The following is a 15,466-nucleotide window of genomic DNA, read 5'->3' on the forward strand; positions in this document are numbered from 1 at the left end:
TCTTAAATAAACTTGTTTAAAAACAAAAAAAGCACGGGTGTGTGCTTTTTTACTTATTCGCCTTTAAATAAGTCAATTTGGTCAGGATGAATAGGATTTTGATTAACTTCAATTTTTGAAATTCTTCCTTCAACAACATGAACAATTCTATCAGCCATTGCTGCCATTACTGGGTTATGTGAAACCATAACAACAGTTGTTTTATTTTGCTTATTAATTTCATATAAGAGTCTTAACACAATTTTAGTTGTGCTTTCATCAAGCGCTCCGGTAGGTTCATCAGCAAAAATAATTTCAGAATTCTTCGACAGCGCTCTCATTATTGAAACTCTTTGTTGCTGTCCCCCTGACATTTGAGAAGGAAACTTGTGCATTTCTTCTTCCATTTCAAACTTTTTAAACATTTCAACAATGTCTAGTTTCTTGTTTTTATCTGTTTGCAAATATCCACCAGTTTCAACATTGTCATAAGCATTTAAATTAGCTAATAAATTATAGTTTTGGAATATAAAACTAACATGTTTTCTTCTAAATAAAGTCAGCTTGTTATTTGACAAATACGGTAAGTTTTCGTCACAAACTATGACATCGCCTTTACTTGGCCTGTCTAAGCCACTAATAAGGTTTAATAGTGTACTTTTTCCCCCACCAGAGATGCCATAAATTAACATTAATTCGCCTTGTCTAACATCCATCGAGACATTTTTTAATACTCTGGTCACAATGTTGTCATTAACATAATATTTACTTGCATTTTTAACCTCAATTACAAGTCCAGGAGTATTTTTTGTATAAAATCCGTCATCAATTTTTCTTTTTCTGCTGTTTATTTTATTCAAAATTGATCTTATTTTTCTAGGAACGATAATGTTTTTTTTCTTGCTATTTTGATCCAAAATATCAAACAAATTATCTTTTGTAATTTTGACGTCCGTTGCTATTTCAATGGTTTGTAAGTTATCTTCAACTATTTCTTCAGATGCTAACGATTGACTCTTTTTCTCTTTGTGCGCCTTGGCTTTTTTGGCTACCTTGCCGCCTTTTTTATCACTGACATTTTTGCCATCAATTAATTCAGATGACTCATCGATTTTAAATAAGTCATTATCTTTGTTATTAATATCCATAAGTTAATTATTTACCTTTCAATAAGTCAACTGGTTTCATCTTGTTAATACTAATTCAAACTGAAATAGATGTTACAGCAAATATGATAAGCATTAAGCCTGAAGTTATGAGCACATGTCACCATTTTAGCGATAACAATAAGGCAATAGATGATGATGACAGCAAGAATGATCCAAACACATTTATCATAGCAATTACTATTGGTATTGAAATAATTAGTGCAGCAACCAAGAACGGTATAAATGCTCCAAAGAACATCATTAATTTTTCTTTTTGAGAGTAACCTAATATTGACCAAATAGCAATATTTCTTTCATTTTCACTAACAATAATTGATGACATTATTATTAATATTATTAGCGAAATAACAAAGTTTATAACTATTATAAATATACTAATTTGTTCAATTGTGTGTCCAACTTGAACCACAAATCCAACTTCAATGTCACGTGAATCAATTGAATTGCTTAGCGCAATAAACAATTTGTTTTCATAAATCCTACTAAAGTCTTCAATATGAGCTTTTGCTGAATTTTTAGCACTTTCATAAAGTGAATCACTGAATTTTTCAGCTTTTGGATCCAAGAACTTAGCAATTTCATCTTTGGTAAACCCATGTTGACTTTGTAACACTCCGCCTTTTTCAGGTATATCTGAAACTTTAAAAATTTCATCAAACATTTTCTTAACAGTACCTTGATCTAGCGAACTAACATCAAAGCCATCAAGACCAGCTCAATATCCACTTGGCGAATATAAACCGGCAGATTCTGTAACTTGCACTGGGTTTGCATTCTGTGTTAACACACCGTTGAAGCTACTTTCATTATCAGGCAAGCCCACTAATAAATTAGCAGCACTGTGAGTTGTTATTAATTCATCATTTATATATGTAGGATTAATACCAACTATTCTAAATTTGGTTTTAATATTTTGATCATATTGCTTTTTCAAATCTGCCTGTTTTATAGGATTGTTAGCATAAATTTTTTCTAATAATTTTTGTCTATATCTATCGACTCTATTAGAAATAACAAAATCAATTTGATCATCAATTCCTAATTTATGTTTTTTAGCAAAAACATCATTAACAACTAATGGATAAACATTGTTTTCAATCTTAAAGTTATATAAAGCATCGTATAAGTTTTCGCCATTTTTATCAATTAACTTAACTTTAGCACTCTTTATATCTTCTGGCTTCCTATAACCATATATTTTTGAACTTATATTGTTGTATGAACCGCTAATATATGTATATGTTTCATCATAATGTTTATCAAATAAAATTCCGCCAAAGCCTATAAAATAGTCATTAACTCATTGTCTGTCTAAATCAGATTTATCAACTAGCCAGAAATCAGAATCACTTCTTGATTCTTTTCAATTTGTAATAGGATTAATTAATTCTTTTCCTTCAGCAAGCAATTTTTCATGTTGCATTCTGACAATATCGTTCTTTTGGTATGCCTTGACTAAGAAGTCTCTATATTCATTTCTTCCGCCACTATCACCTGTTTTTATAGTCTTCATTATATATTCTTTGTTAGCTGCATCTCAGTGTGCAAGCCTGAAGCTACCTTGTTTATCATTTGGTGATTTGTAATACTTAAAGAAATCATATTTCTTGCCTGATGCATCTTCATATGACATCAAGCCGTTCGAATCTACCTTAATTATAGGTTTATTTGGATCAGTAATTAATTTGCCATTTTCATCTAAACTTTGTGTCCATTCTAATTGATGACCTACTAAATCTCTTATTTTGTCAATTTTAGCCTTCTGACTATCAGGCATACCATTGTATGCTATCAATCATGGATCAGCGGCAACACCAGCATCCACAGTTACATTTACACTAAACTGTGAAAGTAGATGTGGAGCAAATTCGCCAGGATTTCCATTTGCTTTGTTATCTGGATTTATGATGCTAGATTTCCCTGGTTTAAAGTAGTCAGCAGTCTCCCTATTTCCCTCATTTAATGAACCAATAGGTGTATAAATTAGATCTTTTAGTTCACTTGGATTATACAATGAATAGTATTTTCCTTCTGTTGTAGGCGATTCTAAATCAATCTTGAATCTATAATCTCTATTTTTATAAGTGTCATTAATTGTATTGTTGAATGTTTTATAGTTGGCTAACCCGAACATTGTTGCTATTGATGTTAGTAACACTGATCCACCAAATGATGCTAATTTCCAAAAACCACTATAAGCAAGGGTGAAACTGAAACGTTTCTTAACATTTTTCTTGTTAATAAACTTTTTCTTAATCTTATTGAATAACTTACCTCTTGGCGCATCATCAACACCGGTTATTAAGTCAATTGAACTCTTTCTTAGTGAAATAAGTGCAACAACAATTATTAATAAGCTCATTCCCAAAAATGGTATAAACACATTGAAGAAGAGTGAGAAGAAGTCAAATGGTATAGCTGATTTAGGCAGCGTCCAGTAATTAGAAAACACATTTTGCAATAATATCTGTGTTCTAAATCCAATTGAATATCCTAATATTCCACCTATTAATGAAGTAACCATCGCAAATGGTAATAATGAAATAGCTATTTCAATTGGCCTATAACCTTGTGCAAGCAATATACCAAACACTTTCGCTTTATTAGCAATATATCTTCTAATAATAAATATTATAGCCACTGACACCATAATAATAAATAGTGACATTAAAGCAATTATTGAACTTGAAATTACATTAATCATTCCTTCAATAGTTGTTATTCTTAAAGCTCTTTCAGGATTAATAGGATCTAGTTCATCATATGAAAATACTCTCTTAAGTTTATTTGCATCACTGATTGAGCTATCAACTATGTTTGTAATATTTCGTTTTACAACTTCATTGCTGTTTTTTGAACCATTAACAACTAAAAGATTCTTCTTAACAACATTGCCTTGGTAAGCGGCCATAATTCTAGAAAAGCCATAGTTATTTAAATAAACTAACGCTTGGTTTTGTGTATTAACCTGTAAATGGTTTTCATCAATAACTGGATAAATATAGTCAACAGTTGTATCTTCCCCAACTATTAAAAACTTAATTCCATTAACATCTAAAATATACTTATCATCAATTGTGTTAAGTAAGCTTTCCATTTCAACATTATTTCTCGGAAGCTCACCATTATAAATAGCTTTATTATTCTTCGATAAGTAAGCATAGTTAACTTTTGCATAGTAACTATTTATATCGTTAAACACAATGTCTTTTAATTCTTTAGGCTCAACAATTCCATTCACTACCCTGCCAGCTAAATTTAGAAAATCTATACCAAAAATGGTAACTTTCTTGGTTTGTTCATTGAATATTTTATTTACTCTAGCTCCATCTAAAGCCAATGTAATTTCTTCGCTGTAATCTAGTGGAACTAATGACGTGTCCTTGTTGGATCATATTTGTTCAAAATAAGCTTCTAATTCTAACTTTTTAGAATTATCTCTAATAATTTCTTCAAAATTTCCGATTCTATTTGAAACAATGTAGGCTAAATTACCATTAATCTTTCCTAAACTTTGCTTTTGAGTTGAAAGGAATGATGTCATTAACTGCGGATACATGCTTCTTAAAACTGGATTTATGATTATTCTAGATAATCCCAACAATTCAATTGGGAAGTTAATTTGCATTGATCTAGCAATTAATAAAACAATATCTTTTATTTCTCAAAATTCTTTAGTTGAAAAATATCTATCAACAGCCTTCTTGATGGTTTCATAATAAATTCCATTAGGTGCATAAATCTTACCTGTTTCAGCTGGTTGTTTGTCATATTTTGAATATTGTTGGCTAGCACCAATTAATCCTAAAAGCTCTATCAAACTGCGTTTTTGGCTAGATAAGTAACGTCTGAACTTTGGATTTTTGCTTGCTAGTTCTTCAACTTTAGCATTAGTAAACTTGCCGTTAGATTCATTGAAAACAGTAACTTGTTCTGGTCTATGTAGCGCTATTGAAAGTCCAAAATTAGTGCTATTAAAGTTTGGTAAGTTTTCGTCCTGAGCTAGCTTATTGATTTCCTCTAAAATACTTTTATCAATGCTTAACTTCAAGAAATCATTAACAAATTGCAAGGCTTCTTTTTGTGTTGCATTGTTGCTATAGGTTAACATATTTATTCAAGGAATTAGTAAATCAAATGCTTGAGCACCAAGTGAAAACTTATTGACAACGCTTGCCTGGCCATATGATCCAATGACACCTTTTCAAACTTTTCAACTTTCATCGCCTTCATCAAAGCTGTTGAAGTCATAAATTAAGTCAGCAAGCGTCTTGTTTGTTTCTGAAACAATCTTTGTTTTTTCATCTAAACTTGTAGTTGTTTGGACAATAAAACTTTGAACTTTATTTAATTTTTCAATTACTTTTTTATCTATAGTAATCTCATTAGTTATTATGTTAAATTTCTTTAATATTTCTAAGGCTTTAATGTCTAATTCATGCAGACCAACTGAATTCCCTTTGGCAGACATAACTTTTAAAATGTGTTCTTTTGCATAAGAAATATCATTATTAATTTGTTGATTTTTAAATATTGTTTTGCTTTGATCAGCACTCAAAAGTGCTGGGAAGAATGCTAAAAAGTCACTAAAGCTCAATTTTTCTTCATCAGAATCAGGTGTAACGACTGATCCAGAACCATTTTCTACTTTGATTGTGCTTACCTTATCCGATAAGTTAAACATCTTAATAAGATTAGCTTTAAACTCTCTGTTTGTGCCTGGATTATAGAACAATCCGTAAATTAATGCCATCATTCCATCTTTAGGTCTTATGGTTTTTAAAGCAACTTTTTCTCTGAGTACTTTCTCTTTATTTGATTCATAATCCAAATCTGATTTTTTATATTCAAAATAATTAGTTGTCAAGTGCTCACTTAAATAATTAGATAAAACATTAAAATCAATGTTTTGCAAAATACTATTTAAGCCTTCTTTAACATTGTCGAATTTACCATCTTTGCTTACTTTGCTAAGTAATATTTTGATTCCATCAATCAATGAAGGAACTGATTCATTTATTTTTTTGTATAACAAGCTGTTTTTATCGTCTAAATTAAGAACTTTTTGAAAATCTAAATTATTAATAAATGCTTTTAAGCCTGTTTTAAGGGTTTTTTGGTCAACAGACTTAAACAATCAATCAATCAATAATCCCGAACTTAGTCTGTTTGTGTATTTTTCTTTATTATGCTCAACTTGTTTCTTTCATTCGCTCTTGTATCACTCATTAGCTAACTTACTAAAATTATAAACATCAATGCTTCCGATAATATTTTGAAATGCATTTATAACTTCTTTAGGATCATTCGAAAGGTAAACTAATTCTTCAGCACTTAAGAACTTACTTATGTCAAGACCAGCTAAACCAGTTATTAAAGAATAAATATTATTTACTTCTTCAACTAAGTATTTTTTCTGATTTTCTAAATCACCTTTTTCATTTAATTTAGCCTTAACTCTTTCAAAAACGCTAAATAAAATGCTTTTGAATATGTTGCCAGAATCGCTGTGACTTAGCTCATAAAGTAAATCGAGTCCTATTTTTGGAAGCAGTTCTCTATTAATTTTTGACGAAGTAAATGCATTAGCAAAATTGTTGCTGTTTAACACTTTTTTTACTGCTTTAGTAATTTGGAATACATTCTCTTGGGAAATAAATTCATCCTTAACTAAAACAGAATCTAATAGTTCTTTTTCAATGGCTTCGGCTAAGAAGTCAACTTTTCCAGTGGCTAAAATATCATTGATTAATTCTGCTCTTGGAGATAAAAATTGAGTAGGAACATAAGATATATTAGCTAATGACTGATCTTTTTTAGCTCATCCATAATCATCAGTTTTAATGAATTTGGTTGCTAATGTTACCTTGTTTTGTTCCATTCATTTGGTTAACAAACCTTTATCAAAGCCATGCTCTCCAGCTCCATCAATATGAACTGTTTTTCAAAATAGTTTGCCATCAGAATTTGCTAAAGTGACTAATTTATAGTTATTTCCTCTAAAAGTTATTCCTAAATTTAGCTTCTTATACTCAGACTCTAAAATCTTAGAATCAATATTTTTGTTGTTGTTATTTATTAAATATTTGTTCAAAAGAACAATTTTTGAACTCTCTTTTCTAATCCCTTTTGTAACTGGATTTATGTCAGTTACTTCAGCAAATTCATAAATTGGCTCAACATACTTAGGATCTGGGAAAAGATTTCTACCTATTGATTGTATAAGCAATGAAGCAATATAAGGAGGTAGCTGATTTTCCTTATAAACCGAATCGTCAAACTTGCTAGAAGGAATTAAAGCACTTTTTCTTTTTTGTTCTTCAAATAGTTTTCCTACATTAAGTTTAATGCCATCAACTTCGCCTTTTTCATCACCAATGTTTATGAAGTGAAAAACATTTTGTTTCTTTGTTTTTTCATCAATTGCATCAACTGTTATAGTTTTTCTTAATCCTAGATTTGCTCTGCCACCAACTTCATCAGCAATCTTATCAATAATTATTTTTTTAGTAACTTCATATGCTTCTTGCTTAATTAAATTAAAGCTCTTGTTTTTTAAATCTTTATCATTAATAGCTTCTAGTAATGCTTTGTTGTAATTTGGTTGATTTTTATCTATAAATGACTCGATTTCAAGAATGCTTTTTGCGCCAGATTTGTCTATTCTATAGGATGATCCGCCTGGGAAATTAGTTCTAGATTCATTTATATTATTGTTTGAATTATCAGCATTGTATAGCTTCTGTTTTGTGTCTGCATCATTAATTGGAACACTAATATTAACTTCTTTTTTAGCTAATTTAGTGTTATTGTAAGGCTCAAAAACAGTTTTAATATTTTTGGTTCAGTTAGAAAACTCCGCTAACTCCTTTCATTTTTTATAATTAGCTGACTTGGGATCATTTTTGCTGCTTTCAAGCTCTTCCATAAAGGTTTTAAAAGCACCTGTTCAAAGATTCTTGTTATATCCAGTAAATGTTGTATAGTAGTTTCATCTTTCGAATGAAACGTTCTTGATTTTTTTAGCAAGTAAATCTTTATTTATTTTTATTTCACTGCCTTTTTTTATTGTCAAAATCCTTGCTGGCTTAACTTCAATTGCTGATTTATTATAAAAATCACTAATTGTTCATTCGCTTTTTACTTTTGACTTTTCATCCAATAAATCAGTGCTATTGGTGCTTGCTGATGTTGTGTCAGCAGGCTGAGTTAAAGCCTCAACTTTATCTAAAAATTTAGATAAGCTGTTGTTATCTCCTTCATTAATAAATACAAAATTATTGTCTGAAACTTTCTTAAATCCAAACTTTTGAATTCACTCGTTTGCAGGAATAATAATACCTTTATTTTCTGCTAATCATCTTTGACCAACGCTATATTCGTTAGTGATTTTTTTGTCCAAAACATTTATAAACAAGGGTTGAACTTGCTCAGCATAAACAAGATTGGGCTTACTTGGATCTATTCCTTTTTTAAGAATCATTAAATCTGAAAGGGTTAAATTTTCTTTGTCAAATGTTACTTTGTCAGTATTTTTTATACTTTTGCTTTCAGTAACAGCTTCAAATTTGTCACCTTTTTTCTCATAAAAAATAAAGTTTTTGTCTTCTTTTTTTAATTTGAAACTTGCACTATTTGCATCATTTTGATCTTTTCCTAATTTAAATTCAACAATTGAATTATTAGAATCAGCAGAATAAATTGAATAAAGAATATCTAAATCATCTTTTTTAATATAGTAGTTGCTAAGATTCCCATTCCCGTTGCCATCAATACCAGTAAAATTACTTAAGCTAATAAATTCATTATTTTGCAAATACAAAACATTCTCTACAGAATCCTTATACTCGCCCTCGCCGTTCGCTAAATAATAATTGATAGGTTTGTACTCTTTTACTCCATTTTGACCTAAAACCTGTCCATTGACAAAATAACCTTGATTAAAGGCGCTTCCTTGACTTGGTAGGTTCAAATCCACAGATAAATCATGTTTCACAGATAATTTCTTGTAATTTTCAAAACCAGTGACAATAGATGATCTTAATGATGAAAGCAGGGTAAAAACAGCTGAAGTAATAAATATAAGTATACTTAAGCCGATAACCATAATTTTGTTTTTAGATAAGGACTTAAAAACTTCTTTAGATAGTCTTCACATAATAAAAAATTAATCCTAATTATAAAGTGTAAAAATTATATTAATATTTTTTAAAAAAATATTATTTATTATTTGTGCTAAATACATCTTGCTAAATAATTTTTAAGCCTGTTTGATAGGCTTCTTAGTCAACAGAAATGTCCTAAATTTATATTTTAGAGTTAAAAGAAAAAACGATGGTCTACATCGTTTCTCCTTTTTCTTCAGATTTTCCATCCAATATATCATCTATTGTAAGGTTAACGTTTTCAGCTTTTTCTTCTTTACTTTCTGAAGGCAATTTCATATTCTTTGCAATGTATTCAATCTCTTCAGCAACAATTGTTTCTTTTTCTAATAAAGCTGTCTTAATCAACTCATGAAGCTCTCTGTTTTCTTCAATAATTTCCTTAGCTTTCTTTTCAGCCTCAGTAATTATGTTTCTTACCTCAATATCAATTTCATGTGCAACTTGTGCAGAGAATTGTGCAGATTTTAAGTAGTCTCTACCTAAGAATGGAGAACCTTCATCTTGTTCATATTGAATAGGTCCTAAATCAGACATACCTCATTCAGTAACCATTTTTCTTGCAATTTTTGTTGCTTTATGCAAGTCATCTGAAGCCCCTGTTGAAACATTTTCTTTTCCATAAATAATTTCTTCAGCAGCTCTACCACCCATAAAGCTGGTAATCATTGCAATAAGTTCTTTTTTGGTTAAGTTATACTTTTCTTCTTCAGGTGTCATCAAGTTGTATCCACCAGCTTGACCACGAGGAATAATAGTAATTTTTTGCACCTTATTTGCGCCTGGCATTTTGATACCAACAACAGCATGTCCTGCTTCATGATATGCAACCATTGTAAGCTCACTCTTGGTTATAACTCTGTTTTTCTTAGCAGGTCCAGCCATAACTCTATCTATAGCTTCATCAATATCATCACGTTCAATGATTTCTGAATCTCTTCTAACTGCTAGTAATCCAGCTTCATTAATAACATTTTCAAGTTGTGCGCCAGAGTAACCAGGTGTTCTTTTTGCAACTTGTGCAAGGTTAACATTAGGTGAAACTCTTTTACCTTTAGCATGTAAATTAAGAATTTCTTCACGTTCTTTAACGTCTGGAAGGCCAACAGTAATTGTTCTGTCAAATCTACCAGGACGAGTTAATGCAGGGTCTAAAACGTCGGTTCTATTTGTTGCAGCAAAGAATAGAATTCCATTATTATCTTTCATCCCATCCATTTCAACAAGCAATTGGTTTAGTGTTTGTTCACGTTCGTCGTGACCACCACCAATACCTGAACCTCTTGTTCTACCAATTGCATCAAGCTCATCAATAAATATTATTGCAGGAGCATTTTTACGTGCTTCATCAACAACAGTTCTAACTCTTTTAGCACCTAGGCCAACAAACATTTCAACAAAGTTTGATGCTGAAATAAAGTAGAAAGGGACATTAGCTTCACCAGCAGTTGCTTTAGCTAATAACGTTTTACCAGTACCAGGGGGGCCACCTAATAAAATACCGTGAGGCATTCTTGCACCAGCAATTTCGTATTTTTTAGGATTTTTTAAATAATCCACAATTTCTTTAATTTCTTCAACAGCTTCTTTATTTCCAGCTACGTCCTTAAAGGTTTTATCGCTTTTAATTTTTTGTGCTGGATTCTTTTCATCCCCGATAGCACCAATCATGTTCATGCTTCTTTTCATCATTGAACGATACAATCAGAAAAGAATAATTATTCATAATAATGTTGGTAATACAGAAAGAGCAATTCTAGCAAACGTATTTGGTTTTTCTAAAACTAATCCTACTGTGCTTCATTGTGTTGATAATACATTTGCATCAGCGCCAGGATGTTTTAATAGATCTGCAATATTATATGTTTTGTCACCGATAGTAAACTTATCTGGCAAAATAAATGTTTTTTCGACGATACCTTTGCCTAAGCTCACTTCACGAAGTTTTGCTATTCCGTTTTCAACAAACGTATATTTAGCAATATCTTGTACTCCATCAATTTTTACTTCTGCTAAATATGTGTTGTCATCAACACTTTTGCTAGCAGCCACAATGTCATTTACAAAGTCTTGGAAATTACCTTGTCTAACTTGTGGTTTAAAACGGTTTCAGAGAAGTAATGTAATTATTAAAAGAATTACTGCTGAAAGAATGGTTCAAAGAACTATTTTGGCAATTTTTTGCTTTCTTTCATTTTCCATACAACTCTCCTTCCTTTTTATTTATCTATAATAATGTTTATAATTTTAATGTAATTTTTATAATTAATCAAAAATTAAAAAACTAATTTTCCATGCTTTTTTTGTATAAAAACGTTGTTTTTGATCAAATATTGGCTTGTTCTGTTGTTACTCAATATAAAGCTAATTATTGATTTAATTTTTCTGTTTGATAATTTTATGTCTACATAATTTTCATGCACAAACTTGTAGACTAGTCTCTCTTTGTTACTTAAGTTCAAAAACTCATCTTGGCTAAATTGAGCCTTCTTTCAATGCTCATACTCTAAAACAGTATCTTGCGCAAGCACTGCTAGCTCATTATTTTCTTTTTGTATGTCATCAAAAATTTTACTTTTCTGGCTGTTTGATAGGCTTTTTAGCCAAATTCTTATTCTATTTCTTGTATATATAGGCAAGTCGTTAGTGTAATCATTTGCATACTTAATCTTTTTATTATGCAATGCTTCTAAAATTTCATTTTTGAACACTTTATCAACAAGTGGCCTAACAACTTTCATCCCATAAATATAATTTTCTGTTTTTATTCCAAAAAAATCTGGCTGTCTTTTAGATTCTTTTTGCATAAAATAGCTTTCTAAAAAGTCATCTTTATGATGTGCTAAATATAAGGTTTCACAATTATATTTTTCATAAATCTTTTTAAAAAAAGAAAACCTTTGCTCTCTTGCTCATTTTTCAAAATTGCCTTTAAAACGGGCTTTTTGGTCGATTTCAAGACATTCAAAAATTATGTCTTTATCTTCACAAAATTTTCTTACAATCTCGGCATCATATGCTGAATCATGTCTAACATTGTAATTAACAGTTGCAACCACAATATCACTTCTTTGACTAGATATTAAATCTAGCAAATACATAGAATCTGGACCACCACTAACTCCTAATAAAATCACTAAATAACTCTCTTTTTGTTGTCGGTATTGAACTTATTCATAACAAAATTTACATCATTGTACACTAAAGATATTGCCGCATCAGCCACTTTTTCAAGCACTTCTTCAACAACTATCATTTCATCTTTTGTAAATAAAGAAAGCACATAATCCTTTATTGTTGTGCCACTATTAACACCTATTCCAACTCTAATTCTTTTAAAATCATTACTGCTGAACTTACTCATTAAGCTGTCTATTCCTTTGTGACCAGCGCTTGACCCGCCTATTTTTATAGCGGCTTGACCGATAGAAAAACTAAGATCATCATAAATAACAATAATGTCGGAAGGATTTATTTTATAAAAGCTAGCTATTGAATAAACAAAATCACCTGATTTATTCATATATGTAAGTGGTTTAGCTAAAATAAAGCCGTCAGAAACAACAAATTCGCCGTTGAATTTTTCTTTATTTAGTGAAATATTTAGTTTTTCACAAATTTTATCAATTGCCAAAAATCCGGCATTGTGCCTTGTGAATCTATACTCATTGCCTGGATTTCCTAAACCAACAATTAGCTTCATTATTTTGCCTCTTTTTCTATTAATGATTTTAAATTAGTATAGTGCTTTAAATCAGCATTTCTAGATTGAATTTTTTGTATATATAAGTCCTTAGAACCTAAAAGCAATAATTCCTCTTTTGCCCTTGAAACAGCCGTATACATAAATTTTTTAGTAAACATATGCTCAACTCTGTTTTTCAAAATTCCAAAAATAACACAACTCGCTTCTGACCCTTGGAATTTATGCACAGTTATAGCATAAGCTAGTGTTAAGTTCTCTAAAATCTCGCTTCTGTTATACCTAACTTTTTTATCTTGACCAAAACCAACAATAATAAATGTGTTCTTGCTGTCTGTATTTATTTCTTCAACAATGCCTATTTCGCCGTTAAAAACATTTTTGTCATAATCATTTACAGTTTGTATAACTCTATCACCAACAAATAAAGTTAAATTGTTGTGAATTGATAAATTCTTTTTAGCGCCTGTTCTTTTTATATTTCATTCTTGAAGCCTTTTATTAACTTCATTAATTCCGGGCTGCCCTAACTCTAAATATGAAGGAAGTAAAATTATTACATTATCAATTGAATACTTGTTGACTTTTTCTTCATATATTTTAACAATATTGTTTAAAAACTGTATTCCGTTTTGCTCAATGAACTTTACATTTTCTGTATCAATTTTAGGAACTTTATTGTCGTTTATGGCTATAAAATGCTTGAATATGTCAATTTTGTCAGTTCTATGAATTTCTTCTAATACAAAAGTAGGAAACTTTTTACTGTTAATAATATCTTCTAACAAATTGCCTTTACCGATGCAAGGTAACTGATCTCTGTCCCCAACTAAAATAAGTCTTTCAATACTTGTGCATGTTTTCAACAGCTCATACATAATTGGCAAGCTTACCATCGAAAACTCATCAATAACCACAACTTTAATAGGGTTCTCTTTTTCGAAAGATTCAATAAATGAATCATCTTCATCAGATTTAGATAGTTTTAAAAAACTATGAATTGTTCTGGCTTCTATGCCTGTTTTATAGGCTAATATGGTCGATGCTCTTCCGGTAGGAGTAAGCACTGCAATATCCTTTTTCTTATAATGTTTATCTTTTAATAAAGTTTCAACAATATACGCAATTAAATAACTTTTTCCAGTGCCTGGATAACCAGTTATAACTGAGAGCGGATTATTTAAAGCACTTGCATAAGCTTTTTTTTGCTCATCTGCTAATTTTTGTGATGGAAGTGGAATAATTTGTTGTTTTAGCTCACTATCTCTTATTTTGATTAGTTTTTTAGCAACAAACAATTCTTGCTCGTATACTTCATTTAGTGAAAGTCTTTTAGAATCACTATCAAAGTAAACTTCTCCTCGCTGGATCATTACATTTAACGATTCAATAATTAAATCATCACTTATGTCTCGCTTTTGAAGTAACAGTGACAACAATGACACAACATAAGACTGTTCAAAAAGTGTGCTGTTTTCTGAATTATCCCTTCTATAATCCTCATATCAGTTTCATAAACTTTTATAAAAAGGTAAAACATCATAATACATTGTGCAAATGTTATTAAAATTCGTTCTTAATATCTTGTAAGTAAATGCTCTTATTATTTTGTAAGGTTCAATGTTTTTATTTACGCATTGTGCAAAAAGATCTACTAACTTAAAATCAATTCAATGATCTACATACAATTCATATGGATCACCATTGTTTTTATATCTGCTAACAAAGTCATTGTTCTCAAATCTAGCACGCAGTTTGTCATACAATTTCAAAAGTCCATTTTCAGCAAAAAAGTCATAATCTTTTTGATCAAAGCTGTTTATGAAAGCCTTTAAATTTTCGTATATGGCTGTTTTTAAGACATTTTGGGCAGATTCAACATCATCAAATAACTCTTTGATACTTGATAATCCTAACTCACTTTTTATTCTTTGAATCCCTTTAACTCCTAGCCCAGCCACATTGCTTACTAGCATTTTTTCAATGTCACTATCATTATCGGGACTAACAATTTTAAAGCTTAATAATTCATATGTCGAATTTTGATATTTTGAGCGCTTTGAAGCTCTTAATTTAACTTCAATTTCATAAAAACATGAGCTCTTTAACTCTTGTTTATTGGTGTAAATGAAAAAACGCTCTCTCTCAGGACTTGATTCAAAAATTCAGAGCTCTCTTGGAATGTTATTATCAGCTCCGCTTCACTTTACAACTAAAAACTTCCCTTTTAGCCTTATGGCTCCTGAATTACTTTCATTACTCATAAACATTTTTATTAATTATAGAATATTAAAGGCTTATTAAATTAAATTATGTTGGATTATATTTTTAAATTTTTCTCTCATTTTTATTAACACACACATGTGGATAACTATGCAAAAAATTGTGGATAACTTGTTATATAAACACTTTATAAGTTGTTTATATTATTTATTATTTATTATATTAAT

At 30.1% G+C, this 15,466-nt stretch carries 6 protein-coding genes; all 6 read right to left on the reverse strand.

Translation table 4 applies throughout. From position 1 onward, the window contains the following. Positions 1–53: 53 nt before the first annotated feature. The 6 genes from MAGA_RS04300 to MAGA_RS04325 all read right to left on the reverse strand — a co-directional run bounded on the left by MAGA_RS04300 (position 54) and on the right by MAGA_RS04325 (position 15,280). Positions 54–1,127, reverse strand: a complete 1,074-nt coding sequence (locus tag MAGA_RS04300) for an ABC transporter ATP-binding protein (RefSeq protein WP_013022362.1) — start codon at positions 1,125–1,127, stop codon at positions 54–56. A 7-nt stretch (positions 1,128–1,134) separates the two neighbouring features. After that, positions 1,135–9,306, reverse strand: coding sequence for an ABC transporter permease (locus MAGA_RS04305; RefSeq protein WP_013022363.1), 8,172 nt, complete (start codon positions 9,304–9,306; stop codon positions 1,135–1,137). A 181-nt stretch (positions 9,307–9,487) separates the two neighbouring features. Continuing rightward, positions 9,488–11,515: an ATP-dependent zinc metalloprotease FtsH gene (gene ftsH, locus MAGA_RS04310; RefSeq protein ID WP_013022364.1), complete on the reverse strand. Its 2,028-nt coding sequence runs from the start codon at positions 11,513–11,515 to the stop codon at positions 9,488–9,490. A gap of 74 nt (positions 11,516–11,589) precedes the next feature. After that, on the reverse strand, positions 11,590–12,450 hold the full coding sequence (gene tilS / locus MAGA_RS04315) for a tRNA lysidine(34) synthetase TilS (RefSeq protein ID WP_013022365.1): 861 nt from the start codon (positions 12,448–12,450) through the stop codon (positions 11,590–11,592). Then, on the reverse strand, positions 12,450–13,016 hold the full coding sequence (pth, locus tag MAGA_RS04320; RefSeq protein WP_013022366.1) for an aminoacyl-tRNA hydrolase: 567 nt from the start codon (positions 13,014–13,016) through the stop codon (positions 12,450–12,452). Before pth ends, tilS begins: the two co-directional genes overlap by 1 nt. Continuing rightward, entirely contained in the window at positions 13,016–15,280 is a 2,265-nt protein-coding gene (locus tag MAGA_RS04325; RefSeq protein ID WP_226876326.1) for an ATP-dependent DNA helicase, read from the reverse strand. The genes pth and MAGA_RS04325 overlap by 1 nt, the downstream gene beginning before the upstream one ends. Between the last annotated feature and the right edge of the window lie 186 nt (positions 15,281–15,466).

It is taken from the genome of Mycoplasmopsis agalactiae (assembly GCF_000089865.1).
Lineage (GTDB): Bacteria > Bacillota_I > Bacilli_A > Mycoplasmatales > Metamycoplasmataceae > Mycoplasmopsis > Mycoplasmopsis agalactiae_B.